Below are 26185 nucleotides of genomic sequence, written 5' to 3'. Positions count from 1 at the left end.
TTATACAACAAAATGTAGAATTTTGGGTTTTATCTAAAAAATAATGGTTTTTGGTGCAACTATTTGTTGCTTAGGTTGTCTATTAGATAATCAATCAAAAATCAAACAGTAATGAAACCACTTCAATTTAACCTTCTTTTGTTTTTATTTCTGTCCGCCATGTGTAGCTACGGACAAGAAGAAACTGATGAATATCTTGAATTTAACGATCGCAACAATGTAGTACATGGTGTCTATGTTGGTATTCATATGGGCTTAGGAGAAGTTGAAAATGAAAGGGCTTATTTGGGGGGATTAAAAATTGCCTATGTTGCCAATCAACAGTTCGAAGTTGGATTTGCTGCCAATTTTTTATATTCCGAACAAGATATCTTTAACAATACACTCTCTAGATATGAAGATTTAATTGCTGTTTATGGCGGGTTACATTTAGAACCCATATTGTTCAGTAAGAAAAGAATTAATTTAAGTTTTCCGTTGTTGCTTGGAGCCGGTGCCGTAGGTTACGTGGATGCAAAATATAGACACGACGACAATTTTGAAGAGGAACTTACCGAAGATGATTTTGATGAAGTCTTTGTGGCCGAACCGGGAATAAATGCTCTTTTTAATATCTCTAGATACTTACAACTAGAAGCAGGTGTGAAATATCGCTTTTCCAGCAAAATAGAATTACCACCCACCAGAATCTCTAGAATTAACGGCTTTTCAGCCGGTATAGGCATTAAAGTTGGCATATTTAATATGGGACGTAATCGTTATAAGAAAAACGTGCAATGATCAACAGAAGAAAATCAAAAAAGCGTTACGCTAAAAAAGGTATAGACACGCAACACGTGTTCACTGAAAACAATCAGGTTTTCGTAAAGAACAAAGCTTCATACAAGGCAAACCCAAAAAGTGAATGGTCACCGATAACTTTTAAATGGGTGTCAATTGAAAAAGTTCAAGATTGTTTAGTACTTGAATAATCCAGAACCTAGTTATATTTGAGGTCAAGCATACACCATGTCAATGACCATAAAAATAATTGAGATTTCTGCCGCAGACACACTACCTATAAGACATTTGGTTATGTGGCCAAATCAACCATTGGACTACGTAAAGCTTCCAAAAGACCATGAAGGTCTGCATTACGGACTATTTATAGATCACAAACTTATATCAGTAATTTCTTTGTTTATTGATGGCGATGAAGGTCAATTTCGAAAATTTGCTACGTTAGAAAACTACCAAGGTAAAGGCTATGGAAGCTTGTTATTAGAAGAAATAATGCACTTTGCCAACACAAAAAAATTGACAAAGATTTGGTGTAATGCCAGACAGAACAAAAGCACCTTTTACGCCAAATTCCAAATGCACAAAACCAATAAAACCTATGTGAAAGGAGGAATAGATTTCGTAATCATGGAAAGAACTTTTGAATATGAGTAAAGAGTATGACCAAATAACAGCCTTGCATTACGCAGCTTATAGACCTTCTTTACATGAAGATATTCTAAAAACGTATCTTCCCACTACCCCTAAAAGTAATTATGGATTAGACATTGGTTGCGGTACTGGGCAATCTGCCATAGCCCTATCCAAATTTTGCAATACCGTAGTTGGTGTTGACCCAAGTAAGGAGATGATCAAAAAGTCCATTAAACACACTGGCGTTAGCTATGAGTTAATGGAAACCAAAACCCTGAACTTTGACAGTGATAGGTTTGATATCATTACGTTTGCAGGGTCATTATTTTATGCAAAATCTCAAGAAATACTAGATGAATGCATAAGGGTATCAAAAGTTAATTCCCTCATCATAGCTTATGATTTTGAAATTCTTTTGACAGATATATTAAAACTGCTTGGCGTAGGTACAGAAACAGGTGTGAATTCTGACTATGATCATAAAATCAACTTTTCTGGACTACATACCACGAACGTACATTTAAATAGCCAGTATAAACAGTCAATTCGCTTTGATATCACAGTAGCCGATTTAGCACATGTGTTGTTGTCCTCTAAAAACGACTACATAACAATGGCAAATACTTTTGGAACAGAAAATTTATTTGAAAAGCTACAACAAGAATTAGAAAACAAGTTGAATACAACCCATACTACAATAAAAGCAAACACATTTTTAAGCGCATATACGGTAAAAAAATATGGGTTGTAAAGATTATTTTTTACGTTTCATCAATTCAGCCTCAATATCTTTTAGTGTAAAACCTTTTGCTTGTAAGAGCATTAGATAATGAAACAATAGATCGGCACTTTCGTACAAGAAAAGCTCATCATTATTATCCATGGCCTCAATTACAGTTTCAACGGCCTCCTCTCCCACTTTCTGGGCTACTTTATTAATGCCTTTTGCAAATAAGGAAGCTACATATGATTTTTCTCCATCAGCATTCGTGCGCCTTTGTTCAATAGTTGATTCCAATTCAGAGAAGAACCCAAAGTTTGAATCATTGCTTTCTTTCCAACAAGTATCGGTACCTGTGTGGCATGTAGGACCTATAGGGTTTACCGAAATTAATAAAGAATCTTGATCGCAATCATTTTTAATGGATACCAAATTTAGAAAATTACCACTTTCCTCACCTTTGGTCCATAATCGGTTTTTAGTTCTACTAAAGAAAGTAACCTTACCCGTTTCGGTGGTCTTACTAAGGGCTTCAGCATTCATGTAGCCCAACATTAATACGTTTTTAGTACGTGCATCTTGTATGATTGCAGGTATTAATCCGTCATTTGTTTTATTCCAATCCGGTGTTTTAAACTCCATATATACTATCTTCTATTTTTACTTTAAATTTTTCTAAATCTTGTTAACCGTAAGGTAAACTGAAAATGACATGCAGTTTTGAAAATTGTCTGCTGTTACCCTAATGCAAACTCAACGGCAGCTTTAGCATGCTCCTTTGTTGTGTCAAATGCAGGTATGTCACAATCTGCTTGGGAAATTAACAATGGTATTTCCGTACAGCCCAAAATTACGGCTTGTGCACCTTCATTCTCCCCTTTTTTGATGATATCCACATATTTTTTTCTAGACTCATCTTTAATCATACCTTTTGCAAGTTCATTATAAATGATGTTATGCACCGTAACTCTATCATTTTTGTTTGGAACCAAAGCTTCAATACCAAATTGACCTCTAAGGATATCCTTGAAAAAATCCATTTCCATGGTATACCTGGTACCCAACAACAAAACCTTTTTACAACCTTTGGCTTGTATAGCCTTACCGATTACTTCAACAATATGAAGCACCGGAACAGTCAAACTTTTCTTCATTATTTGAGCACTTAGGTGCATAGTATTGGCGCAAATAACGATAATTTCTGCTCCGGCATCTTGCAGCCTTAATGCAATATTCGTCATTTCTTTATGCAAAGCATCCCAATCTCCTGCTGCTTGTTTTTTAGAAAACTCAGCAAAGTTCACAGATTCAATAATGCAGTGACAAGAACTTTGTCCGCCCAGTTCTTCTGCCACCATTGTATTTAACAATTGGTAGTACAACTGAGTAGACTGCCAAGTAATACCACCTATTAATCCTATTTTTTTCATTGTATAACTTCTTCTTGTTGCCACTATTTTAATTCAATTCACTCAGTTTAACCGATTTGAAAAATCGTGTCCTAAAGCGTCTGTCTCTGCAGGTAAATTCAGGAGACATTCTGACTACCGAAAACTGTAACTACCTACTATCCACTTAGCGACTACTTATTGAAACTAAACCCTCACAGGAATTCCGTTCTCCTGTAATTCAAGTTTCAGTTCCTGAATCCCTATTTCCTTAAAATGAAAAACACTTGCCGCCAAAGCTGCATCTGCTTTTCCTTCTATAAAAGTATCCGAAAAATGCTGCATATTACCTGCACCACCAGATGCGATAATCGGGATATTCAATTCTGTGGATAATCTAGCCAAAGCCTTATTAGCAAAACCATCTTTAGTACCATCATTATCCATTGATGTAAATAGAATTTCACCAGCACCGCGCTCTTCAACTTCCTTGGCCCATTCAAACAACTTACGCTCTGTAGGTACTTTGCCACCCACTAAATGCACGATCCATTCTCCATCTATCTGTTTGGCATCTATAGCCACCACAATGCATTGTGAACCAAATTTAGCCACCAAATCATTAATCAACTGCGGATTCTTAACTGCCGATGAGTTTATAGACACTTTATCGGCACCATTTTGCAATAGAACATCTACATCTTCTACAGAGGAAATTCCGCCACCTACAGTAAATGGGATATTCACTTTTTCTGCAACTCTGTACACCAAATCAGCCAATGTTTTGCGTTTTTGTTCCGTTGCAGAAATGTCTAAAAAGACCAATTCATCTGCCCCTTCTTTACTATAAATTTCAGCAAGTTCAACAGGGTCACCGGCATCACGCAAATCAACAAAATTCACGCCTTTTACCGTTCTACCGTCCTTTATATCCAAACAGGGAATTATTCTTTTTGCAAGCATTTTTTTTTTTAAGTATTAAGTACTTAGTATTAAGTACTAAGTATTCTTTGTTAACATCAAGTTCTCAATTACTGTAACCTCAATACTTCGTACTTTGTACTTTGTACTTTGTACTTTATACTCTGTACCTTTCTCAAGTTACTTATTTTTTATATTCAAATCTACACCGTCATAAAAGCCAAGGTCCTTATTCTTCAGCTGTTTTACCCAAAAGGCTATTTGCCCAGTATGATATGAGTAGTGTTCTACTACGTGGAGAATAATACCTATTCCAGAAAAGGAAAACCCCTGTACCGAACGTTTTTGAACTAATTGAGCTGTTGAAGCATCAAAAATGATTCTTTTTGCCGAGTCTAGCACATCATCCAACTTATTTAGCAATTCTTCTTTGGTGTAACCACCGGTAGCAGCAAACTCTGCATCACGATTTCTTGTGTCTTTATTTTCTCCTAAAGACGATATGGCGTATTGCGATATATTACCACACAAATGAAGAATTAAATTTGCAATGCTATTTAAGGAAGCGTTTGGTTTTTGCCATACTTCTTCTTCAGAAATATCAGCAAGGCTTTTCTTGATCATACGTGTACTTTCATCTATACGATACAAGGCATTTTGCTTTAGCTCTTCAATAATTTGAAATTCCTTATCCATTGCTTAAAATATAAGATTCCAACTGTTTTAAACTAATTCTGTTCTCGTAAATAGCCTTTCCAATAATTGTCCCTTCACAACCCATTTGGGCTAATTTAGGCAACTCATCAAAAGTAGATATTCCGCCGCTTGCAATCAGTTTTATTCCAGATTCCGTTGAACTAATAATTTTTGAGTATAAATTAAAGGACGGACCTTCTAACATACCATCTTTACTAATATCCGTACAAATTACGTATTGAATTCCCTTTTCTTGGTACGATTGAATAAAAGGAATCAACTCTTCTTTAGATTCTTCTAACCAGCCCGAAACAGCTACTGTTTCATCCATAGCATCGGCTCCCAATATTATTTTATCAGAACCATGCTTTTCTATCCAACCCATAAATGTTTCAGCATCCTTGACCGCAATACTACCACCAGTAATTTGCTTGGCACCACTTTCAAAAGCAATACGTAAATCTTCATCCGTTTTTAATCCGCCACCAAAATCAATCTGTAGTCCGGTCTTGGTTGCAATTTGCTCCAGTACTTTATGGTTAACAATATGCTTAGATTTTGCACCATCTAAATCCACTAAATGCAAGTGTTTTATTCCGTGTGCTTCAAACTCTTTGGCAACTTCTAACGGGTTTTCATTGTATATCTTCTTGGTATCATAATCCCCTTTAGAAAGGCGTACACACTTACCGTCTATGATATCTATGGCTGGTATTATTCTCATTTTAATAGTTGTATTAAGTCTTTAGTATTAAGTAAAAAGTACAAAGTATTAAGTCCTTAGGAATAAGTTATTACTAAATTTCATACATCTTACTTATGTTAACTATCATTATTTTAAGCTTTTTTGTAAAGCATAATTCATGTTCTTAATTTCTTGGCATAACACCAAGGCATTATTTATATCTGTTTCTAGTAAAAATTTCAAGTTTACAGTTAGTATTAATTGTGTTTCAAGTTCTGTGGTTGAGCCATTTGCAATACTAAGAAAATGGGCGAATTCTTTATTCGAATTTCTACCTGCTCCCTCTGCAATGTTTGATGGTATAGAAACACTACATCTTTTAATTTGAGAAGTCAATCCAAATTTTTCATCATCCGGTAATTTCTTTGATAAGAAATAAATTTCCTCAACAAGCTGCATCACTTTTTTCCAAATATGGAGTTCTCTATAATTATTCATCCACGTAATACTATGTACTTTGCATTTTGCAATCTTTACTTAATACTTAATACTCTGTACTTTTCACTAACTATTCTAAAATTTGTTTATCAACAGACATCCACAATGCTGAATCTCCTATTTTATTAAATCCGTAACGCTCATACATTTTATGGGCATCCTTGGTTTTTAATGCAAGTGTTTTTAGGTTTTTTATGATTGGGTCTTCTAACATAAAGGCTACCAATTTTTTACCGTAACCCTGACCTTGAAATTTATCGAGGATAATGACATCCATAAAATAACCAAAATAGATATAGTCGGTTACTACCCTAGCAAAACCAATTTGTTCATTATCAGTGGTATAAATACCAAAACAATACGAATGTTCAATAGTGGTCTTTACATCTTCAATAGTCCTATTATTTCCCCAATAAGAATTTGCGATAAACTCCTGTATGGCTTCCACATTTAATAGACTTTTATCTTTGGAAATAAAGTAATTCGGCTTCATTACATTTTTAAAAAGTTCTCTAAAATTTTCTCACCAACATCACTAGATTTCTCTGGGTGAAACTGCGTACCGTAAAAATTTCCTTTTTGTAATGCAGCGCTATAGTTGAGTCCGTATGAACATTCAGCTATAGTTTCGCTACACAATGGGGCATAAAAGCTATGAACCAAGTAAATATGCTCATTCTCGGCAATCGAGCTAAACAAATTTGATTTTAGGTTCGCTATTTGATTCCATCCAATTTGGGGAACCTTTACGCTAGTATCAAATTTAATGACATCAACATCAAAAATACCCAATCCTTTGGTATTCCCCTCTTCGGATGAATTACACATTAATTGCATGCCTAAACATATACCTAAAACAGGCTGTTTTAAGGTTGGTATTATTCTATCCAGACCGCTATTCAACAGCATTTTCATGGCACTACTTGCCTCGCCTACTCCCGGAAAAATTACTTTATCGGCATTTTGTATTTCCTCGGCATCGCTACTTAAAACAGCATCAAAACCTAACCTTTTGATGGCAAATTTTATGCTCTGTATATTACCGGCGCCGTAATTTATGATTACAATTTTCATTAAAACTAGTATTTAATACTCAGTATGAAGTACAAAGTAAATCTTAGAAGGATTTTATACTTAATACTTTGTACTATTATAGAACTCCTTTAGTACTTGGTAACACCATCTTTTCTACATCTCTTTTTACTGCCATTTTAATGCTTTTTGCAAAGGCTTTGAAAATAGCTTCTATTTTATGATGTTCGTTGGTGCCTTCAGCTTTAATATTCAAGTTGGCTTTTGCTCCGTCTGTGAATGACTTAAAGAAATGGTGAAACATTTCAGTTGGCATATCACCTACCATTTCACGTTTAAAGTCTGCATCCCATACTAGCCAATTTCTGCCACCAAAATCAATAGCGGATTGCGCCAAACAATCATCCATTGGTAAACAGAATCCGTAGCGCTCAATACCCAATTTATTCCCTAAGGCATTATGAAAAACTTCACCTAAGGCAATACCGGTATCTTCAATAGTATGGTGTTCATCAACTTCTAAATCGCCATCAACCTTAATGGTTAAATCCATTTGCCCATGACGAGCCAATTGATCTAGCATATGGTCAAAAAATGCCAATCCGGTTTTGATATCACTTTTACCGGTACCGTCTAAGTTCAATTGTATGGCAATATCGGTTTCATTGGTCTTTCTATGAATTTCAGCCGTTCTATCATTCAGCTTTAAAAACTCATATATCTTTTCCCAATCATTACTTTCAATAGCAATATGGCTATCTAATTCATCACGCTTTACTGTGATTTCACCAGTGCCAAGATTCGTATTATCGTTAATGAAAATCCCTTTAGAACCAAGGTTTTTAGCCAATTCCATATCCGTTAATCGGTCACCGATCACAAAGGAATTCTCCAGATCATAATCCTCGGAAAAATATTCGGTCAATAATCCGGTGCCAGGTTTTCTTGTGTCGGCATTTTCATGGGGGAAAGTACGGTCAAGAAAAACTTTATCAAAAACAACTCCCTCATTCTCGAATGATTTAAGAATGAAATTATGAACCGGCCAAAAGGTATCTTCAGGAAATACATCTGTACCCAAGCCGTCTTGGTTGGTAATCATGACCAATTCATAATCCAATTCTTTCGCTATTTTACCTAAATATGTAAATGCCTTAGGATAGAAAATCATTTTCTCAAATGCATCAATCTGCTCATCTACAGTTTCTTTAATAATTGTACCGTCTCGGTCTATAAATAGTACTCTTTTTTTCATATTAGTTTGATAGTGCTCTTAAAGCGGTAATTACAATAATATTTTCTTCTGATGTACCCACGGTAAATCTAAGCGTATTCTCGCATAAGGGTTGCGTAGTTCGGTTACGTACAACGATACCTTTTTCCAATAATTGAGTATAACGTAGTGTTGCATCATCAACTTTAGCCAAAATAAAATTAGCATCGGTAGGATAAATGGTAGAAACAAAAGATATGGTTTTCAATGTTTCGATCAGTTTTTCACGTTCTTCAAGAATGGAAGCAACTTCTGTTTGCACGGCCTTTTGGTCAGACACTCTTTCAATAGCCTTGTCTTGGGTAAGCTGATTGACATTATATGGCGGTTTAATTTTATTGATTACCGCGATAATCTCTGCAGATGCCAAACATAAACCCAAACGAATACCTGCCATGCCGTAAGCTTTTGATAAGGTCTGAGTAACAATTAAATTAGGATAACCTGCTAATTTCGATGTCCAGCTTTCTTCGGATGAAAAGTCGATATACGCTTCATCGATAACCACTAGCCCATTAAAAGAATTTAAAAGCTCTTCAATGATTTCAGTAGAGAAACTATTGCCCGTAGGATTGTTGGGAGAACATATAAACAACAATTTTGTATGTTCATCAATTGCCTTTTTAATTTCTGCGATATTCGGCTGAAATGCAGTAGTCAGTAATACTTCTCTATTTTCGACTAAATTGATACCGGAAAGCACCTTATACATACCGTATGTAGGCGGCAATGTGATAATATTATCCTGTTTAGGCTCACAGAAAGCCCTGAACAACAGATCCAATACTTCATCACTACCATTGCCTAAAAGTATGTTTTCTTCCTTAATTCCTTTCTGTGCAGCTAAAATTGTCTTTAGACTACGTTGTTGTGGATCAGGATATCTATTAACTCCGTTTTTAAACGGATTTTCATTAGCATCTAAGAAAACCATCGCTGAACCATCGGACACATATTCGTCACGTGCCGAAGAATACGGACTTAAACCCTTAACATTTTCCCTTGTAATATTGTTTAAATTGAAACTCATTAGTTCAACATTGAATTGGTCATTGAGCATAGCCAAAATGACATTATTTTAAACTGTTTAATCTTAAGGTCACAGCATTCTTGTGAGCCTGCAAGCCTTCTGCCTCAGCCATAAGCTCAATTGCTTTGCCTATGGTTTGGATACCTTTTTCATTTATCTTTTGAAAGGTCATACTCTTCATAAAACTATCTAAGTTTACACCGCTATATTGCTTGGCATAACCATTGGTAGGTAAAGTATGATTGGTACCCGATGCATAATCCCCGGCACTTTCAGGCGTATAATTTCCTATGAACACTGAACCTGCATTTTGGGTGTTGTCAATGTAGAAATCTTCATTCTCTACACAAACAATGTAATGTTCCGGTCCGTATTCATTTATTAAATCAATAGCATCTTGATCATTATCAACATATATTAATTTACTATTTGCAATTGCCTGTTTTGCGATTTCCTTCCGTGGCAATTCTTCTATTTGAAGGGCTACTTCCTTCTCAACAGCATCGATCATACTTTTTGAAGTCGATACCAAAATTACCTGACTATCCACCCCATGTTCAGCCTGACTCAGTAAATCTGAAGCTACAAAGGCGGCGTTTGCAGAATCATCTGCAACGACCAATAATTCTGAAGGACCTGCCGGCATATCTATGGCTACACCATATTTAGTGGCAATCTGTTTGGCGACGGTTACATATTGGTTACCCGGTCCAAATATTTTATACACCTGAGGAATAGTGTCTGTACCAAAGGTCATTCCTGCAATAGCCTGTATTCCTCCTACTTTCACTATTTTGGTAACACCGCACAAATTTGCCGTATAAAGAATAGCCGGATTTAGTTTACCCTCCTTATCCGGTGGAGAGCATAATACAATTTCTTTACAGCCAGCTATAGCCGCAGGCACGGCCAACATTAAAATTGTTGAAAACAAAGGTGCCGTACCTCCAGGAATATACAATCCTACCTTCTGTATTGGTCTTTTCTCCTGCCAGCAAGAAACTCCCGCAGCAGTTTCTACTTCAACACGCTCGGTTTTTTGAGCCTTATGAAATACCTCTATATTAGTTTTTGCGAGCTTTATAGCTTCTTTCAAATCATCTGAAACCAATTTTTGTGCCTCTTCAATTTCGGTCTTTGACACAAGCATACTTTCCAAGACCACCTTATCAAATTGTTCGGTATACTTGTTTAAAGTATCGTCTCCATTTAATTGTACCTCTTTAAAAATACCATTCACCAAACCTTCAATATCAGCAACGGTTTGCGTAGGTCGTTTTAAAACGTTGTTCCAATCTACTCTCTGTGGATTATATATTTTGTTCATTATTTATTTAGTTGTTCGTTGATGGTTGTTCGTTTTTGGTTTACGAAATGTAAACAGAACAATCAACATTACCATCTAATATCAATTCCAAATAATACTACTTATTACTATTTTACAATACCATCTTTTCAATTGGGCAAACCAAGATACCTTCTGCACCGGCTTTTTTCAATTCATCTATCACTTCCCAAAAAGTATCTTTATTGATTACGGTATGCACAGAACTCCATCCCGCATCAGCTAAAGGTAAAACTGTAGGACTCCTCATGCCCGGTAATAATTTTAAAATACCTTCCAATTTTTCATTAGGTGCATTCAACAAGACATACTTTGAAGCTCTTGCACGTAAAACCGATTGAATTCTGAATTGTAGTTTTTCAAGCAATTCTCTTCGCTCGTTAGATATTTTAGGAGAAACCGCCAACACCGCCTCACTAGTAAGCATTACTTCTACTTCTTTCAAGTTATTCTTGAATAAAGTACTACCGCTAGATACAATATCACAAATGGCATCTGCAAGTCCAATATTGGGCGCTATTTCAACAGAACCGTTAATAATGTGCAGGTCTGCCTTAACCCCTTTATCCTTCAAATAGTTAAGTACTGTATTTGGGTAAGAAGTAGCAATACGTTTACCCTCAAAATCCTTTACCGAATTATATTTAACGGATTTTGGTACGGCCAAGGAAACTTTACATTTAGAGAAGCCCAATTTTTCTGCAATGGAAATATCTTCTCCTTTTTCAATCAATACATTTTCTCCGATAATAGCAATATCTACTACACCATCTCTTAAGTACTGCGGGATGTCACCATTTCTTAGATAAAAAACCTCCATTGGAAAATTTCTTGAAGATGCTTTTAATTGATCTTTGCCGTTATCAATTGAAATTCCGCAGTCTTTTAAAATTTGAAGGGATTCTTCATTAAGTCTTCCCGATTTCTGAATAGCAATTCTAATTTTAGTCATTGTTTTAATTTAATGCTTGGCAACCAAAAGAGATTTAAATACAAAACCCGTTTGATTGCTCAAACGGGTTTTTAAATATGTTGTACTACTACAATACATTCCTACCTCGCCTGAGCGTGTGTATGAATATGATGATGTGTAGTTCTATTTTTCATTCTGTTGTAAAAGTAAAAGGTATTTTTCATTTCGCAAAACAAAAGTTTAAAATGAAACAAAAATAATGTTCTACGTGTTTTAGTTATTACCTAAAATTAAAGGAAGACCAGATTCACCACCACCAACTACAATCACCTTGGTATTGGGAGATTCAGAAAGCTTTAGCGTTGCATCAATACCTTTGTCCTGTAAAATTTTATCAGTCAAGGATGCACTTAAAATTTTATTGGCATCGGCTTTACCTTGCGCCTCAATCGTTACTTTTTCAGCTTCTTTTCTAGCGGTCACTAAACGAAACTCATATTCCAATGACTCCTGTTCTTGCCGTAACTTTCTTTCAATAGCCTCTTTAATTGTTGGTGGTAAGGTTACATCACGCACCAAGATTTCGTTTAATTGAATATATTCTCCCTCAACAATTTTTTTGGTCTCATCAAAAATCTCTTGTTGAATAGCATCTCTTTTACTTGAATATAATTGCTCCGGCGTATAACGCCCAACTACAGATCTTGCTGCCGATCTTATGGTAGGCAACAAAACACGTTGAATATAGTCTTCTCCTTTTTCTTGATGCAACTTGCCCAAATCATTTCTAATAGGCTCAAACCAAGCGGAAGCTTCTAATTTTATATCCAGTCCGTTACTAGAAAGCACATTCATTTTTTCTAAAACTTCTTGCTGTCTAACTTCATAAATAAAAACTTTATTCCATGGAGCAACAATATGAAATCCTTCACCTAAAGGCGGTTCATCTGTAACTACACCATCTCCAAATGTTTTATACAATACGCCAGCTTCACCAGAACCAATGGTGACCGTAGATTTAGAAAACATTATTACTAGTACTATTAAAACAAATATTGCAGGTAATGCAATTTTAGGTAATTTATCCATTAGTGTTCAATTAAATTAATCCGTTATATTTTCTTATAAACCATTCTGAAGCAAAGGCAAATACAATTATTGCCAGTAGTATTTCGAAATCAATCAAAGATACGATATTTTCAGTGCTTTTCTCCGTGGGGACGTAGGTGTCATTTTCTTCCAAATCACTTATTAGCTCATCTATTTGGGAAGGATAATACAATTTACCGCCAGAGTTAGTTGCCAATTTTTCCAATTTTAAATAATCGCTTGAAACAAATTGATTTTCCAAATTAAATTCATTGATAACAAATGAACCAGTTTCTGATTTTTGGTAGTTTTCAACCGACACCACAAAACTATAACTACCTGAAATTAAATTGGATAAGTCCGCTTCAAAATACCCGTTTTTTAAAATCATGGGGCTGGTTTGAGTATTTTTGGTTTTTGTATCGGTAACCTTTATACTGATTTTGGCATTTGGGTCAAATAAAAAGGCCTCATCAAAATAAGTTGCTGTAATAATAGTGTTATTACTGCCTTCATAAATTTTTTCATAATCTACATTTAACCTGGTCTTGTTTTTAGAACTGGTTAAATAACGGACTAGATTTGCTATAAACTCATCAAAATTAGAAAACGCTCCGGTATTTCTATATGTCTGAACCCTCCACTTCCAAAGGTTTTCTCCAAGTAAAAGTGCTTTTTTGTTTGAGTTTTGTTCCAATACAGTAAGTAACGGCTGTTGAATATCCTTTCCTTTAATCTGTGTTCCTAACAGCGGTTCAAAAGCTGTAGTAATTAATACTGGTCCTGCATCACTAAGCAAAGGTGGAAAATCCGTTAAATCAAAATTTGCAATATCATATTTTGAGAAGCCATTGTTCAATAACCCAAATACTTCTTGCTCAGGATATCCGTTCTCAATTTCAAAACCTAAATTACTCCTGTTCAAAAAGTTATAATCCGTTTGAATACCTGTAATCACAAATGAATTAGAATTTCTATCCTTAACAAAATCGAACAATTTTTTAAATTTGGCATTAGGCTGATAAAAAATAAACAAATCAATATCCTCCAAATTATTAGCCGTATTTGGCTTTAAAAAAAATACCTCTCTTTGCTCATTACTTTCAATAGCTTTTTTTAATGCACCTAAGTCTGGATGTAAAATATCACTGACCAAGGCTATTTTTGTTTTCTCGTCTATGACTTCAATACTAGTACTGCGTACGTTATTATTGACATTACGTTCATCTTGCAGTTTCGTAACTTCCACACGAATATTTTTTGTGCCAACTGAATTGGCATCAACCTGAATAGAAATTGTTTTTAAATTAACATCTGCATTGAGTTCAACCTTTTCCCTATGCACAACTTTGTTATCCATTCTAACCAAAACAGTTGCGGAAGCAGTTACTTTGCCCTGATAAGAAATATAAGTCTCTAATGGGAATTTATTTTTTAGAAATGCATATTTATTGGTCAATATGGGACCCACAGAAATATCTTTATACAAAGTAGTATCACCTAATACCACTGTGTTTATAGCATTGCTTTCATTAGATTTGAAAAAGCTATAGTCCTCACCAATAGTCTGGTTACCGTCTGACAACAACAGTGTAATTGTTTGCTCGCGACTATAGATATTTTTTAAGGCTGATAAGGATTTATGAAAATTGCTATACTTTTCATCAAATGAAAGACTATCCAAAACTTCTAACCCTGTCCCAAATTTATAACTAGCCACATTAAAACGATCTGAGATTTTATCAGAAGCTCCAATTGAACTCATTAGCTCATTTAACTCTGCTCCATTTTCAGAAATGGAAGAAGAATTATCAGCAAGAATAACCAGATTAGGTTTTTCTAAGGTATACGTTTTTTGAGAAAACTTCGGATTTATCAATAATAGAAGCAATCCGAAAACCCCTATAAATCGTAAAAAGGCTAAAAGCAAATTAATTTTGCTTTTAGCCTTCTGTTTATACAAATACTGAAAAACAACGATACCCAGTGCAGCTATTGCCGCAATAATTATATACAGTACCGTTATGCTCTCCATGAATGCTTCTAAATTTCAATTAATCAAAGGAACTTAAAAAGTAAGCCTAAGAATAAATATTGTGTTAGGTAAGCATACCACCATCAACATTAAGTACTTGACCTGTTACATAACTAGAAAGGTCAGATGCAAAATACAAACATGCATTTGCAATATCCTCGGTAGAACCTCCTCGTTTTAACGGAATACCGTCTCTCCATCCTTGAACCGTTTTTTCATCCAATTTATCGGTCATTTCTGTTTCAATGAATCCTGGTGCAATAGCGTTACATCTAATATTTCTAGAGCCTAATTCCAATGCAACAGATTTAGTAAAACCAATCATACCTGCCTTAGATGCAGCGTAATTGGTTTGACCTGCATTACCTTTTACCCCAACCACACTACTCATATTAATGATAGAACCTTTACGTTGTTTCAACAAAGTTCTTTGTACGGCTTTGGTCATGTTAAAAACAGATTTCAAGTTGATATCTATGACAGCATCAAAATCTGCTTCTGACATGCGCATTAAAAGATTATCTTTAGTGATACCTGCGTTGTTGATCAACACATCAATTCTTCCATCAAAATCTTCTAGTACTTTAGCAACCAGCTCTTCAGCTTCTTGAAAACTGGCAGCATTACTTTTATAGGCTTTTGCCTTAACGCCTTTCTCTGTTAATTCCTTTTCTAACGCTAATGCAGGAGCTTCACTAGAACTATATGTAAATGCAACATTTGCTCCATGATCCGCAAAAACTTGGGCTATACCCATACCAATTCCTCTGCTAGCCCCTGTTATAATTACGTTTTTATCTTCTAATAATTTCATAAGTCCGTTGTTTTAAACCGATGTTTATCAAATATACCTTTTGTTTCATTTATAGGCTAAAAAAAATCCCGCTATAAACGGGATTTTATACTATAAAGAGGGAATCTTATCCCATTACTTCTTTAACTTTTAAGCCAATTTCAGCTGGAGAATCTACAACGTGAATTCCACATTCTCTCATAATTCTTTTCTTGGCTTGGGCAGTATCATCACTACCACCAACAATAGCACCAGCATGACCCATTGTTCTACCGGCCGGAGCAGTTTCACCTGCAATAAATCCAACAACTGGTTTTTTACTTCCACTAGCTTTATACCACTGTGCAGCATCAGCCTCTAATTGTCCGCCAATCTCACCGATCATTACCACACACTCTGTAGCAGGATCATTGATCAATAACTCAACTGCTTCTTTAGTAGTAGTTCCAATAATTGGATCACCACCAATACCAATAGCAGTAGTAATTCCTAAACCTTGGCGAACCACCTGGTCAGCAGCTTCGTAAGTTAAAGTTCCTGATTTGGAAACAATACCTACATTACCTTCTTTAAATACAAAACCTGGCATAATACCAACTTTTGCCTCACCTGGTGTTATTACACCCGGACAGTTAGGTCCGATCAAGCGACATTCTTTATTTTTAATATAGTTGGCTACCTTCACCATATCGGCAACAGGAATACCTTCTGTAATTGTAATAATAACTTTAATACCAGCTTCAGCAGCTTCCATTATAGCATCTGCAGCAAATGCTGGCGGAACGAAAATTATAGTAGTATCCGCGCCTACCTTTTCAACAGCTTCGGTAACCGTATTGAAAACGGGTTTTCCCAAATGCTCTTGTCCACCTTTACCTGGTGTAACACCACCTACGATATTAGTACCGTACTCAATCATCTGTCCTGCATGGAAAGTACCTTCACTACCGGTGAAACCTTGTACGATTATTTTGGAATCCTTATTTACTAATACGCTCATACTACTGTAGTTTATTTATTTTTTTAATTATGAACAAAAATATAAGTTGTTAATGAATTTTATAGCATTACTTAGCTATTTCTTATCTATTTTTTTAATTATTTCTGGAATCTGCTTTAAATAGGCCAATTGCTTTAGCTTTTCACGAGATTCCTCTATTGGCGTACCAAAGTAGCTCTTACCTCCTTTTACAGATTTTGTTACTCCTGTTTGCCCCATAATTACAGCTTTGGCACCTATGGTAATTCCACTATTGGTACCAACTTGTCCCCACAAAGTCACTTCATCTTCAATAATAACACAACCGGCAATACCCGTTTGAGAGGCAATTAAGCACTTTTTACCAATAACCGTATCATGGCCTACATGAACTTGATTGTCCAACTTTGTTCCGTAACCAATTGTCGTATCACCCGAAACGCCTCTATCAATGGTACAAAGCGCACCAATATCAACATTATCCTCAAGTACTACCCTACCGCCCGAAATTAATTTATCAAAACCTTCTGGGCGCTTTTTATAATAAAAGGCATCAGCACCTAAAACAGTGCCTGCATGTATGGTAACATTATCACCAATTAAGCAATTATCATAAATTGTTACGTTTGAGTGAATTATACAATTCTCTCCTATTACAACATTGTTACCAACAAAAGTATTGGGTTGTATAACAGTATCCTTTCCAATTTTTGCAGTTGCGGCAATTGATTGACTGCTTGGCACAAATGGTTGAAAGAACGTGGTAAGCTTATTGAAGTCCCTAAATGGGTCATCAGAAATCAATAATGCTTTTCCGTTTGGACAATCTACTTGCTTATTGATTAAAATGATAGTAGCCTTGGACTCCAAAGCCTTATCATAATACTTTGGGTGGTCTACGAATACAATATCCCCTGGTTCCACAACATGAATCTCGTTCATGCCCAACACAGGAAAATCATCTTGCCCAACATATTCACTAGAGATTATCTCTGCAATCTGTTTTAACGAAAAAGTAGTAGGAAATTTCAAATGACTTTTTTAGCTCTAAATAAAGAATCTACCTTTGGCAATTATTCCTTTACACGTTCCATGTAAGAACCTGTAGAAGTATCTATTTTAACCTTATCACCTTCATTAATAAAAAGTGGCACATTCACTTCCGCTCCAGTTTCAACCGTTGCAGGTTTTGTAGCATTGGTAGCTGTATTACCTTTAACTCCAGGTTCAGTATACGTAACCTCAAGAACAACACTTGCCGGCATATCAACAGATAAAGGCATGCTGTCCTCTGTATTGAACATGATCTTTACAATTTCTCCTTCTTTTAAAAGACCAGGAGCATCTAAAGAGCTTTCTTGAAGTGTAATTTGATTGTAATCATCAGTATTCATGAAGTGATACGTTTCACCTTCTGGATATAAATATTGATAAGAACGTGTTTCTACACGAACATCTTCTATTTTATGACCTGCAGAAAATGTATTATCCAATACTTTGCCTGTAGAAACACTTTTTAATTTAGTACGTACAAAAGCAGGACCTTTACCTGGTTTTACATGTAAAAATTCAATTATTTTATAGATATCGTTATTATATCTTATGCATAGTCCTTTTCGTATATCTGATGTAGATGCCATTACTGTTTAATATTAATGTAGTTAACTTAAGTTTAAAATATATTTAATTATTGCTGAAATAACCTTTCATGATACCACGCTGAGAATCACGAATAAACTGCAATATCTCATCTCTTTCTGGAGTGGCCTCCATTTCAGCTTCTATAATTTGTACCGCTTGGGTATTGTTGTAGTTTTTTTGATAAAGTATACGGTAGATATTCTGTATTTCCCTAATTTTTTCCGAGATGAAACCTCTTCTTCTCAAACCAACAGAATTGATTCCTACGTATGAAAGAGGCTCTCTCGCCGCTTTCACATAAGGTGGCACATCTTTTCTAACCAAGGATCCTCCGGTAACAAAGGCATGTTGACCAACCGATACAAATTGATGCACGGCAACCAAACCAGCCAAAATTACATTATCACCAATTGTAACGTGTCCCGCTAGTGTGGAATTATTAGAAAAAATACAATTATCACCCACCAAACAGTCATGGGCAACGTGGCAATACGCCATTATCAAACAATTTTTGCCGATTACCGTTTTCATTCTGTCTGAAGTACCCTTATGTATAGTGGCACACTCCCTAATGGTAGTATTATCACCAATAACTACCGTGGTATCTTCCCCTTCGTATTTTAAATCTTGTGGAGAAGCGGAAATAACCGCACCAGGAAAAATATTACAGTTTTTCCCAATACGTGCACCTTCCATGATAGTTACATTAGACCCGATCCAGGTACCATCTCCAATAGTAACATTATTGTGAATTGTAGTAAATGGCTCTACAACTACATTCTTTGCAATTTTAGCTCCCGGATGAATATAGGCTAAAGGTTGATTCATACTATGTTCTTTTTACAATTTGAGCCATCATCTCCGCTTCACTAACCAACTTATCATTAGCGTAAGCATAAGCCTGCATATGGCAGATTCCCCTTCTTATCGGGGTAATTAGACTACAATGGAATATTAATGTATCTCCAGGTAGCACTTGTCTTTTAAATTTAACTTTGTCAATTTTCATGAAAAGTGTTAAGTAGTTTTCTGGATCAGGCACTGTACTTAGAACCAAAATACCACCAGTTTGTGCCATTGCCTCTACTTGCAACACACCAGGCATTACAGGTGCTCCAGGAAAATGACCTACAAAAAACGGCTCGTTCATGGTAACGTTTTTCATACCTACAACATGTTGATCGGAAAGCTCTAAAATACGATCGATCAACAAGAATGGCGGTCTATGCGGTAACATATCCATTATTTGATGAATATCCATCAATGGAGGTAAACTTAGATCGTACTTAGGTACGTTGTTACGTTTCTCCAATTTTATTATTTGAGCAATTTTTTTAGCAAATTGAGTATTTACATAGTGCCCAGGCTTATTTGCAATAACCTTACCTCTAATTCTGGTACCTGCCAAGGCTAAATCACCAATAACATCCAATAATTTATGACGAGCTGCCTCGTTTGGCTGATGCAAGGTCAAGTTGTCAAGAATACCATTTGCCTTAACGGAAAGTTTCTTTTTATTAAAAGCTTTTTCAAGCTTTTTCATTGTTTCCTCCGAAATCTCCTTATCCACATAAACAATGGCATTATTTAAATCACCACCTTTAATAAGTCCGTTTTCAAGTAAAGCCTCTAATTCATGTAGAAAACTAAAAGTTCTAGCATCGGCAATTTCTTTTTTGAAATCGGAAATATTTTCTAATGTTGCATTTTGGGTACCCAAGACCTTAGTGCCAAAATCCACCATAGTAGTTACTTGGTAGGTGTCACTAGGAATTATGGTAATTTCACTACCCGTTTTTTCGTCTCTATATGAAATAACTTCCTTAACTACGTACTCCTCTCTATAGGCATCTTGCTCAACAATACCAGCTTTTTCCAATGCTTCTACAAAAAACTTGGAAGAACCATCCATAATCGGAGGCTCCGCAGCATTAAGCTCTATAAGAACATTGTCAATTTCCAAACCTACCAAAGCAGCCAAAACGTGCTCAGAAGTCTGAATTTTAACACCATTCTTTTCTAAGTTAGTACCTCTTTGTGTATTGTTCACCAAATTGGCATCTGCAGGTATTATAGGAGTACCTTCCAAATCGACTCTTTTAAAAGCGTATCCGTGATTTTTATCTGCGGGTACAAATTTAATGGTTACATCACTACCGGTATGTAAACCTACTCCCGTAAGACTTACCTCTTTACCAATTGTTGTTTGTTTAATAGTTGTTGTGCTCATCGTCAATCTTTCTTTTCTAAGGTGTCGATTCTACTTATTATTTTTGATAAATTCTTAAAATGAACATATGATTTGTTGAAATCACCATAGTTTAGTGCTGGTGAACCTTGCAAAACTTCATTGTCTTTCACATTTCTACCGATACCAGATTGTGCCTGTATTTTTACATTGTCGCCAATGACAATATGACCAACGATACCTACCTGTCCGCCAATCATACAATGTTTGCCAATTTTTGTAGAGCCAGCAATGCCTGTTTGAGCGGCAATTACGGTATGCTCTCCAATTTCAACGTTATGCGCTATTTGTATTTGATTATCTAGCTTAACCCCTTTTCTTAAAATGGTAGAGCCTAATGTAGCTCTATCTATGGTGGTACCTGCGCCAATATCAACGTTATCCTCCAAGATTACATTTCCGGTCTGTGGCACTTTAATAAACTCGCCGTTTTCGTTTGGAGCAAAACCAAATCCGTCTGCACCCAAAACTACGCCACTATTTATTACGCAATTGTTTCCAATTATAGTTTCTGAATACACCTTTACTCCAGCGAAAATGATAACGTTGTTCCCAATCTTTACGTTATCACCTATATAAGCATTTGGATAAATTTTCACATTATCACCCAACACCACATTATTTCCTAAATATGCAAATGCACCTATATATACATCTGATCCATAAGTAACATTATCAGATTTAAAAATAGGCTCTTCAATACCCACCTTATTATTTTTAACCTGATTGTAGTATTCCAACAACTTGGAAAATGACTTGTAAGCATCTTCTACCTTAATCAATGTAGTGTTCAAATCTTGTTCAGGAACAAAACTTTTATTCACTATCGTTACCGATGCTTTTGTTTTATAAATGAATGAAGTATACTTAGGATTGGCTAAAAAAGTAAGGGAACCTTCTTCACCTTCCTCTATTTTAGCAAGTTTATGTACGGCTATTTCTGGATTTCCATGTACTTCTCCTTCTAAGATACCTGCAATCTGACCTGCTGTAAATTTCATGAGCGTAAAAGTAAGAAAAATTGTTAAACCCCTTCTTTAGGATAACACATATAATATTTGGTTACCGTTTTTGAAAGTGCATTTAAATTTAGGTGATCAGACAATTTGGCGACATCGGTTATTTTTCCATTTTTCCTTAAAATGTTGATAGTCTGATGTTGCCTATCGTAAGCTTTATTTCTCAACTCGCCCTTAAACACAAAATACGAAGCCTCTTCATCCGTAATATTATACTCGGCTTTTACCTTATTTAATTGCATTAAAAATTTAGTTTCGCTAATAGGTTCCTTTTTCACCTTTATATGAAGTAGTTTTCTATTAATGATCATTGCACACAATGAACTTAAAACAAAATCATTAGAATATTGCCAATCTTTTAATGCTGCAAGTATGTCTATATCATCTAACTTGGCAAACTTTAATAAGGTATCACCATTAAAGTTATTGATGTCTATATGATGGGTTAAAAAGTAATGTAAGGGAGTACTAGAATTCAATGTTTCACCTTTTTCAATTAGAAAACGTGCCCTTTTAAGTATACTGATAAGTAATCGTTCTGCCACCACTGCTGTTTTATGAAGATAAACTTGCCAGTACATGAACCTACGTGCCATTAAGAATTTTTCAACCGAATAGATACCCTTTTCTTCAATGACCAAGCTACCGTTCACTACATTCAACATGGTAATTAAACGTTCAGCATTGGTATTACCTTCCGCTACACCAGTATAAAAGCTATCTCTTTTTAAATAATCTAAACGGTCCATATCTAATTGACTAGACACTAGCTGGTTCAAGAATTTTTTTTCATGATTTCCAGTAAAGATAGAAATGGCCTCCGTTAAACTTCCGTTAAATCGTTCGTTGAGTTCTTGCATGAATTGAAGTGAAATAAACTCGTGGCTAACACCTTCAACAATGCTATGTTCCATGGCATGTGAAAAAGGTCCGTGACCAATATCATGTAAAAGAATGGCACATAAAAGTCCGTCTTCTTCACTTGTAGAAATCTCAACTCCTTTGAAACGAAGCACTTGTATAGACTTCTGCATTAAATACATACAACCCAATGCATGATGGAATCTAGTATGGTGTGCCCCCGGATAAACTAAATAGGACAACCCCATTTGTGAAATTCTTCTCAACCTTTGAAAATAGGGATCGGCAATAAGGTCAAATATTAGGGCATTGGGAATTCTAATAAATCCGTAAATTGGATCATTAAAGATTTTCAATTTGTTTGATGTCTTCAAGATAACGTTGTCTTTTCTGAAATTAACATTTCAAAGTTATACAAAAGCATTAGCATATAATTTGATTATCGTCAAATAATAATTCAATGAATAAAATAAAAATATTGTGGGTAGATGATGAAATAGATCTACTTAAACCACACATCATCTTTTTAGAATCTAAAAATTATAGTGTAATCACCTGTCAAAGTGGACAAGAGGCCCTAGAAGAACTTGCACAAACTAGAGTAGATATAGTTTTTCTTGATGAAAACATGCCAGGCATCTCCGGTTTGGAAACATTATCAGAAATTAAAACAATAAACAATTCTTTACCTGTGGTCATGATCACCAAAAGTGAAGAGGAGTTTATAATGGAAGAAGCCATAGGTTCTAAAATTGCAGATTACCTTATTAAACCTGTAAACCCCAATCAAATTTTATTATCCCTTAAAAAGAATTTAGACCACTCTAGATTGGTTTCTGAAAAAACCACTAGTAACTATCAACAGGAATTTAGAAAAATAGCCATGGATCTATCCATGGTCAGCACTTATCAAGAATGGTCCGACCTTTATAAAAAGCTAATTTATTGGGAACTTCAATTAGAAGAAATTGAAGACAGTGGTATGTTCGAAATCTTGGAATCCCAAAAAACCGAAGCCAATCAACAGTTTGGTAAATTTGTAGACCGCAATTATGAGGATTGGTTTACAGATACGAACGCACCTGTAATGTCTCACACCTTATTCAAGAAATGGATCGCCCCCGAGATAAAAGATCAAAAAACATTATTGATCGTAGTAGATAATTTACGATACGATCAATGGTATGCTTTTGAAGATACGGTCAACTCTTTTTACAAAAAGAAAAAAGAAGATTCCTACTATAGTATTCTACCTACTGCAACGCAGTATGCTAGAAATGCGATATTTTCTGGGTTAACACCGTTAGATATGGAAAAGAAATATCCGGAATGGTGGAAAAACGATACCGATGAAGGCGGAAAAAACCTTTTTGAAGACAAATTCTTAGATGCTCAACTAAAGAGACTTGGACTTGATTTAAAATGGGAGTACCATAAGATTAGTAGTTTAAAACAAGGCAAACATTTAAGTCAGAATTTTAAGGGGCAGAAGGATAATGATTTGACCGTAATTGTGTACAACTTTGTGGATATGCTTTCTCATTCTAAAACAGAAATGGAAGTTATAAAAGAATTGGCTTCCAATGATAAATCTTACCGTTCATTAACAACCAGTTGGTTTAAGAATTCTCCCATGTTAGAAATTATACAGCAAGCGCAGACCTTGGGAATGAAATTGATTATTACCACGGATCATGGCACCATCAATGTAAAAACTCCTTCCAAAGTTGTTGGCGATAGGGACACAAGCCTGAATTTACGCTATAAAACCGGCAGAAGTCTTACGTATGAAAAAAGTGAGGTTTTAGCAGCCAAAGACCCAAAAACCATTAATTTGCCAAGTATAAATATGAGCAGTTCTTTCATATTTGCTAAAAATGATTATTTCTTTGCCTACCCCAATAATTACAATCACTATGTAAGTTATTATAGAAACACCTATCAACATGGCGGAGTTTCTTTAGAAGAAATGATTATTCCTTTTGTAGTTTTGGAACCTAAATAGTTTATTAAAATGGAATTCATTTATAACGAAGGTGAGTTACCTAATGTTGCCAAGCAAATTGTAACACATTCTAAAAGTAAAATATTAGCATTTTATGCCCCAATGGGAGCCGGAAAAACTACGTTAATAAAATCATTGGTCAAAGAATTGGGTAGCAGTGATACTGTAAGTAGCCCAACTTTTGGACTTGTCAATGAGTATGCACTTGAAACTGGTGAACTATTGGGCTTTCATTTTGATTTTTATCGTCTAAATGATGAATCTGAAGCAATGGATATGGGGCTTGATGATTATTTGTCTTCAAATGGCTGGATATTTATGGAGTGGGCAGAAAAAATACCGAACCTTCTTCCTACGTATATTCAAAATATTACTATTGAAATAATTGACGAAACAACAAGAAAACTAATTCTTTCTAAATAAGGGTTTTAACGCTAATATTCATTTGGTATAAGAATTGTGGAATTTAGCATCATTCAAGCTAAAGATTTATTGTATTTATTCGATGAAAAACAAGGATTTCGATAAAATGTGCAAATAATCGGTTAAAAGTCACAATTTTAACGTTTAACGACATTTTAGTTGTATATTTTTTCTTACGTTTGTAGGAGAACTAAATATTTGTATAACCAAAAACCCCTTGAAAATGAAAAACAAAAGAACATTCTTAGCTTCAATCGCTTTAGGCGTATTCCTTTTAGCAATGGCAGCACCGGTAATCAACATTGATAATCAAGATTTAAATGTTGATAAAAGGAAGTTGACTAAGAAAATATAATATCTATATTTTTTTGAAATTTAAAGAGCAATTTAATTGCTCTTTTTTTTTATATAATAAATAATAAATACGGTCGTTAGCATATAGTAATACTATTTTGTCAATGATCAACAAATCAAAAAAAAAGAAAGCCAAAAAGAAGATATTTTTAGAATCTCTTCTCGTTTTTTTTATTGCTATATCACCTTTTCTATACAAAACATATGATTATTTACCATATGATTCAAATGGTGATGTATCAATATTAGGTTTTACTTTAGACGGAAACGGATTTCCTGATGCATCTACATACCTATGGTTTTTAACATCTAAAATTGTTCCTTTATATTTATTGATTTTCTGGTTTCTTACCTCACGAGATTGGTGGTATCATATCATCATCATTCCAATAGCTATGTACGCATTTCAAATGTTTGAAGTGTTCTATGATTCTGATCACTACATTGATACTGATAATATCTGGTGGATAATTCCTATTTGTATGATTACCATTCCCTTTGTTTATTTTATTCGTATTAAATTATACGATAAGCATGTTCATGGAATAGATCTAGAAGCAATGGAAGCTGAACTAGAAGATCTAAAGGCTAAAGGCTACACCAGTGACAAAAAAGATGATAGCTCCCTAAATGATGTGCCCTCTTTGTCTGATGATTTAAATTCCAAACTATCTACCGGCAGTATTGAGAACTTTTTAAAAAATTTACAAGAACGTGTTCAAGGTTGGCTACACCTTAAGTTTTAACTACACTATATCATTAATTAAGCACAACCCATTCATTTCTTTAAAAATTGTACATTTGAGTTTCAAGTCAGTGATTT

The 26185-nt window shown here is 35.0% G+C and carries 30 protein-coding genes; 8 read left to right on the top strand and 22 right to left on the bottom strand.

Features of this window, described 5'->3' with window-relative positions:
* Window positions 1-111: 111 nt before the first annotated feature.
* From I600_RS00910 to I600_RS00895, 4 genes are read left to right on the top strand one after another with little or no spacing between them, the layout of a single operon-like run.
* Complete coding sequence (locus I600_RS00910; protein ID WP_157490820.1) at window positions 112-780, top strand: hypothetical protein; 669 nt, start codon at window positions 112-114, stop codon at window positions 778-780.
* Window positions 777-971 carry a hypothetical protein gene (locus tag I600_RS00905; RefSeq protein WP_058102640.1) on the top strand — a complete coding sequence of 65 codons (195 nt, stop codon included), beginning with the start codon at window positions 777-779 and terminating at the stop codon, window positions 969-971. The genes I600_RS00910 and I600_RS00905 overlap by 4 nt, the downstream gene beginning before the upstream one ends.
* A 43-nt stretch (window positions 972-1014) precedes the next feature.
* The gene (locus tag I600_RS00900; protein WP_245188823.1) at window positions 1015-1434 is read left to right on the top strand and encodes a GNAT family N-acetyltransferase; all 420 of its coding nucleotides are present in this window, start codon (window positions 1015-1017) and stop codon (window positions 1432-1434) included.
* Entirely contained in the window at window positions 1427-2164 is a 738-nt protein-coding gene (locus I600_RS00895) for a class I SAM-dependent methyltransferase (protein ID WP_058102638.1), read from the top strand. Before I600_RS00900 ends, I600_RS00895 begins: the two co-directional genes overlap by 8 nt.
* 3 nt (window positions 2165-2167) lie before the next feature.
* On the opposite strand, the gene hisIE is transcribed toward I600_RS00895, so the two are convergent.
* The 22 genes from hisIE to I600_RS00785 form a co-directional block, all read right to left on the bottom strand.
* A complete protein-coding gene (gene hisIE, locus I600_RS00890) occupies window positions 2168-2776 on the bottom strand; it encodes a bifunctional phosphoribosyl-AMP cyclohydrolase/phosphoribosyl-ATP diphosphatase HisIE (protein WP_058102637.1) in 609 nt (202 codons plus the stop codon).
* Between the two features lie 95 nt (window positions 2777-2871).
* Window positions 2872-3564 (bottom strand): aspartate/glutamate racemase family protein, encoded by a 693-nt coding sequence (locus I600_RS00885; protein ID WP_058102636.1) that lies wholly within the window; start codon window positions 3562-3564, stop codon window positions 2872-2874.
* A 165-nt stretch (window positions 3565-3729) separates the two neighbouring features.
* Window positions 3730-4485, bottom strand: coding sequence for an imidazole glycerol phosphate synthase subunit HisF (gene hisF / locus I600_RS00880; RefSeq protein ID WP_058102635.1), 756 nt, complete (start codon window positions 4483-4485; stop codon window positions 3730-3732).
* A 138-nt stretch (window positions 4486-4623) separates the two neighbouring features.
* Complete coding sequence (locus I600_RS00875) at window positions 4624-5139, bottom strand: DinB family protein (protein WP_058102634.1); 516 nt, start codon at window positions 5137-5139, stop codon at window positions 4624-4626.
* Window positions 5132-5863, bottom strand: coding sequence for a 1-(5-phosphoribosyl)-5-[(5-phosphoribosylamino)methylideneamino]imidazole-4-carboxamide isomerase (gene hisA / locus I600_RS00870; protein WP_058102633.1), 732 nt, complete (start codon window positions 5861-5863; stop codon window positions 5132-5134). Before hisA ends, I600_RS00875 begins: the two co-directional genes overlap by 8 nt.
* A 108-nt stretch (window positions 5864-5971) precedes the next feature.
* Window positions 5972-6322, bottom strand: a complete 351-nt coding sequence (locus I600_RS00865) for a four helix bundle protein (RefSeq protein ID WP_058102632.1) — start codon at window positions 6320-6322, stop codon at window positions 5972-5974.
* A 70-nt stretch (window positions 6323-6392) separates the two neighbouring features.
* Window positions 6393-6815 carry a GNAT family N-acetyltransferase gene (locus tag I600_RS00860; RefSeq protein WP_058102631.1) on the bottom strand — a complete coding sequence of 141 codons (423 nt, stop codon included), beginning with the start codon at window positions 6813-6815 and terminating at the stop codon, window positions 6393-6395.
* Window positions 6815-7396, bottom strand: coding sequence for an imidazole glycerol phosphate synthase subunit HisH (gene hisH, locus I600_RS00855; protein ID WP_058102630.1), 582 nt, complete (start codon window positions 7394-7396; stop codon window positions 6815-6817). Before hisH ends, I600_RS00860 begins: the two co-directional genes overlap by 1 nt.
* 76 nt (window positions 7397-7472) lie before the next feature.
* On the bottom strand, window positions 7473-8609 hold the full coding sequence (hisB, locus tag I600_RS00850; protein ID WP_058102629.1) for a bifunctional histidinol-phosphatase/imidazoleglycerol-phosphate dehydratase HisB: 1137 nt from the start codon (window positions 8607-8609) through the stop codon (window positions 7473-7475).
* Between the two features lies 1 nt (window position 8610).
* The gene (gene hisC, locus I600_RS00845; RefSeq protein WP_058104224.1) at window positions 8611-9657 is read right to left on the bottom strand and encodes a histidinol-phosphate transaminase; all 1047 of its coding nucleotides are present in this window, start codon (window positions 9655-9657) and stop codon (window positions 8611-8613) included.
* Between the two features lie 43 nt (window positions 9658-9700).
* Window positions 9701-10984: a histidinol dehydrogenase gene (gene hisD / locus I600_RS00840; RefSeq protein WP_058102628.1), complete on the bottom strand. Its 1284-nt coding sequence runs from the start codon at window positions 10982-10984 to the stop codon at window positions 9701-9703.
* A gap of 112 nt (window positions 10985-11096) precedes the next feature.
* Window positions 11097-11954, bottom strand: a complete 858-nt coding sequence (hisG, locus tag I600_RS00835) for an ATP phosphoribosyltransferase (RefSeq protein ID WP_058102627.1) — start codon at window positions 11952-11954, stop codon at window positions 11097-11099.
* 234 nt (window positions 11955-12188) lie between these two features.
* Window positions 12189-13004, bottom strand: coding sequence for a prohibitin family protein (locus I600_RS00830; RefSeq protein WP_058102626.1), 816 nt, complete (start codon window positions 13002-13004; stop codon window positions 12189-12191).
* 10 nt (window positions 13005-13014) lie between these two features.
* The gene (locus I600_RS00825; RefSeq protein ID WP_058102625.1) at window positions 13015-15039 is read right to left on the bottom strand and encodes a hypothetical protein; all 2025 of its coding nucleotides are present in this window, start codon (window positions 15037-15039) and stop codon (window positions 13015-13017) included.
* Window positions 15040-15103: 64 nt separating this feature from the next.
* Window positions 15104-15853 (bottom strand): 3-oxoacyl-[acyl-carrier-protein] reductase, encoded by a 750-nt coding sequence (fabG, locus tag I600_RS00820; RefSeq protein WP_058102624.1) that lies wholly within the window; start codon window positions 15851-15853, stop codon window positions 15104-15106.
* A gap of 106 nt (window positions 15854-15959) precedes the next feature.
* Entirely contained in the window at window positions 15960-16832 is an 873-nt protein-coding gene (gene sucD, locus I600_RS00815; RefSeq protein ID WP_058102623.1) for a succinate--CoA ligase subunit alpha, read from the bottom strand.
* 75 nt (window positions 16833-16907) lie between these two features.
* A complete protein-coding gene (locus tag I600_RS00810; RefSeq protein WP_058102622.1) occupies window positions 16908-17843 on the bottom strand; it encodes a UDP-3-O-(3-hydroxymyristoyl)glucosamine N-acyltransferase in 936 nt (311 codons plus the stop codon).
* A 41-nt stretch (window positions 17844-17884) separates the two neighbouring features.
* On the bottom strand, window positions 17885-18451 hold the full coding sequence (efp, locus tag I600_RS00805) for an elongation factor P (RefSeq protein ID WP_058102621.1): 567 nt from the start codon (window positions 18449-18451) through the stop codon (window positions 17885-17887).
* 43 nt (window positions 18452-18494) lie between these two features.
* On the bottom strand, window positions 18495-19280 hold the full coding sequence (gene lpxA, locus I600_RS00800; RefSeq protein ID WP_058102620.1) for an acyl-ACP--UDP-N-acetylglucosamine O-acyltransferase: 786 nt from the start codon (window positions 19278-19280) through the stop codon (window positions 18495-18497).
* Between the two features lies 1 nt (window position 19281).
* Window positions 19282-20682 (bottom strand): bifunctional UDP-3-O-[3-hydroxymyristoyl] N-acetylglucosamine deacetylase/3-hydroxyacyl-ACP dehydratase, encoded by a 1401-nt coding sequence (locus tag I600_RS00795; protein WP_058102619.1) that lies wholly within the window; start codon window positions 20680-20682, stop codon window positions 19282-19284.
* A gap of 2 nt (window positions 20683-20684) precedes the next feature.
* Window positions 20685-21701, bottom strand: a complete 1017-nt coding sequence (lpxD, locus tag I600_RS00790; RefSeq protein ID WP_058102618.1) for a UDP-3-O-(3-hydroxymyristoyl)glucosamine N-acyltransferase — start codon at window positions 21699-21701, stop codon at window positions 20685-20687.
* A gap of 23 nt (window positions 21702-21724) precedes the next feature.
* Window positions 21725-22954: an HD domain-containing protein gene (locus I600_RS00785; protein ID WP_058102617.1), complete on the bottom strand. Its 1230-nt coding sequence runs from the start codon at window positions 22952-22954 to the stop codon at window positions 21725-21727.
* An 86-nt stretch (window positions 22955-23040) separates the two neighbouring features.
* Between I600_RS00785 and porX the strand changes: the two genes are divergently transcribed.
* The 4 genes from porX to I600_RS00770 all read left to right on the top strand — a co-directional run bounded on the left by porX (window position 23041) and on the right by I600_RS00770 (window position 26108).
* The gene (gene porX, locus I600_RS00780) at window positions 23041-24585 is read left to right on the top strand and encodes a T9SS response regulator signal transducer PorX (RefSeq protein WP_058102616.1); all 1545 of its coding nucleotides are present in this window, start codon (window positions 23041-23043) and stop codon (window positions 24583-24585) included.
* A gap of 9 nt (window positions 24586-24594) precedes the next feature.
* Window positions 24595-25008 (top strand): tRNA (adenosine(37)-N6)-threonylcarbamoyltransferase complex ATPase subunit type 1 TsaE, encoded by a 414-nt coding sequence (gene tsaE, locus I600_RS00775; protein ID WP_058102615.1) that lies wholly within the window; start codon window positions 24595-24597, stop codon window positions 25006-25008.
* Window positions 25009-25231: 223 nt separating this feature from the next.
* Window positions 25232-25363 carry a hypothetical protein gene (locus I600_RS19530; protein ID WP_262493567.1) on the top strand — a complete coding sequence of 44 codons (132 nt, stop codon included), beginning with the start codon at window positions 25232-25234 and terminating at the stop codon, window positions 25361-25363.
* Between the two features lie 103 nt (window positions 25364-25466).
* Window positions 25467-26108 (top strand): hypothetical protein, encoded by a 642-nt coding sequence (locus I600_RS00770; protein WP_058102614.1) that lies wholly within the window; start codon window positions 25467-25469, stop codon window positions 26106-26108.
* Window positions 26109-26185 lie beyond the last annotated feature (77 nt).

This window comes from Maribacter dokdonensis DSW-8 (genome assembly GCF_001447995.1).
GTDB classification, from domain to species: Bacteria; Bacteroidota; Bacteroidia; order Flavobacteriales; family Flavobacteriaceae; genus Maribacter; species Maribacter dokdonensis.
Note: the sequence above shows the minus strand (reverse complement) of the source record. Positions and strands in the feature narration are given on the sequence as shown.

What these genes read in the sequence shown, in the direction of transcription:
- I600_RS00830 (WP_058102626.1), bottom strand. Translation starts at nt 13,004, where the DNA reads ATGGATAAATTACCTAAAATTGCATTACCTGCAATATTTGTTTTAATA.
- hisD (WP_058102628.1), bottom strand. Translation starts at nt 10,984, where the DNA reads ATGAACAAAATATATAATCCACAGAGAGTAGATTGGAACAACGTTTTA.
- porX (WP_058102616.1), top strand. Translation starts at nt 23,041, where the DNA reads ATGAATAAAATAAAAATATTGTGGGTAGATGATGAAATAGATCTACTT.
- I600_RS00875 (WP_058102634.1), bottom strand. Translation starts at nt 5,139, where the DNA reads ATGGATAAGGAATTTCAAATTATTGAAGAGCTAAAGCAAAATGCCTTG.
- tsaE (WP_058102615.1), top strand. Translation starts at nt 24,595, where the DNA reads ATGGAATTCATTTATAACGAAGGTGAGTTACCTAATGTTGCCAAGCAA.
- hisA (WP_058102633.1), bottom strand. Translation starts at nt 5,863, where the DNA reads ATGAGAATAATACCAGCCATAGATATCATAGACGGTAAGTGTGTACGC.
- I600_RS00895 (WP_058102638.1), top strand. Translation starts at nt 1,427, where the DNA reads ATGAGTAAAGAGTATGACCAAATAACAGCCTTGCATTACGCAGCTTAT.
- hisB (WP_058102629.1), bottom strand. Translation starts at nt 8,609, where the DNA reads ATGAAAAAAAGAGTACTATTTATAGACCGAGACGGTACAATTATTAAA.
- hisC (WP_058104224.1), bottom strand. Translation starts at nt 9,657, where the DNA reads ATGAGTTTCAATTTAAACAATATTACAAGGGAAAATGTTAAGGGTTTA.
- hisH (WP_058102630.1), bottom strand. Translation starts at nt 7,396, where the DNA reads ATGAAAATTGTAATCATAAATTACGGCGCCGGTAATATACAGAGCATA.
- fabG (WP_058102624.1), bottom strand. Translation starts at nt 15,853, where the DNA reads ATGAAATTATTAGAAGATAAAAACGTAATTATAACAGGGGCTAGCAGA.
- lpxA (WP_058102620.1), bottom strand. Translation starts at nt 19,280, where the DNA reads ATGAATCAACCTTTAGCCTATATTCATCCGGGAGCTAAAATTGCAAAG.
- I600_RS00770 (WP_058102614.1), top strand. Translation starts at nt 25,467, where the DNA reads ATGATCAACAAATCAAAAAAAAAGAAAGCCAAAAAGAAGATATTTTTA.
- I600_RS00885 (WP_058102636.1), bottom strand. Translation starts at nt 3,564, where the DNA reads ATGAAAAAAATAGGATTAATAGGTGGTATTACTTGGCAGTCTACTCAG.
- hisIE (WP_058102637.1), bottom strand. Translation starts at nt 2,776, where the DNA reads ATGGAGTTTAAAACACCGGATTGGAATAAAACAAATGACGGATTAATA.
- sucD (WP_058102623.1), bottom strand. Translation starts at nt 16,832, where the DNA reads ATGAGCGTATTAGTAAATAAGGATTCCAAAATAATCGTACAAGGTTTC.
- I600_RS00905 (WP_058102640.1), top strand. Translation starts at nt 777, where the DNA reads ATGATCAACAGAAGAAAATCAAAAAAGCGTTACGCTAAAAAAGGTATA.
- I600_RS00900 (WP_245188823.1), top strand. Translation starts at nt 1,015, where the DNA reads ATGACCATAAAAATAATTGAGATTTCTGCCGCAGACACACTACCTATA.
- I600_RS00795 (WP_058102619.1), bottom strand. Translation starts at nt 20,682, where the DNA reads ATGAGCACAACAACTATTAAACAAACAACAATTGGTAAAGAGGTAAGT.
- I600_RS00860 (WP_058102631.1), bottom strand. Translation starts at nt 6,815, where the DNA reads ATGAAGCCGAATTACTTTATTTCCAAAGATAAAAGTCTATTAAATGTG.
- hisG (WP_058102627.1), bottom strand. Translation starts at nt 11,954, where the DNA reads ATGACTAAAATTAGAATTGCTATTCAGAAATCGGGAAGACTTAATGAA.
- I600_RS19530 (WP_262493567.1), top strand. Translation starts at nt 25,232, where the DNA reads ATGAAAAACAAAAGAACATTCTTAGCTTCAATCGCTTTAGGCGTATTC.
- lpxD (WP_058102618.1), bottom strand. Translation starts at nt 21,701, where the DNA reads ATGAAATTTACAGCAGGTCAGATTGCAGGTATCTTAGAAGGAGAAGTA.
- efp (WP_058102621.1), bottom strand. Translation starts at nt 18,451, where the DNA reads ATGGCATCTACATCAGATATACGAAAAGGACTATGCATAAGATATAAT.
- hisF (WP_058102635.1), bottom strand. Translation starts at nt 4,485, where the DNA reads ATGCTTGCAAAAAGAATAATTCCCTGTTTGGATATAAAGGACGGTAGA.
- I600_RS00865 (WP_058102632.1), bottom strand. Translation starts at nt 6,322, where the DNA reads ATGAATAATTATAGAGAACTCCATATTTGGAAAAAAGTGATGCAGCTT.
- I600_RS00825 (WP_058102625.1), bottom strand. Translation starts at nt 15,039, where the DNA reads ATGGAGAGCATAACGGTACTGTATATAATTATTGCGGCAATAGCTGCA.
- I600_RS00910 (WP_157490820.1), top strand. Translation starts at nt 112, where the DNA reads ATGAAACCACTTCAATTTAACCTTCTTTTGTTTTTATTTCTGTCCGCC.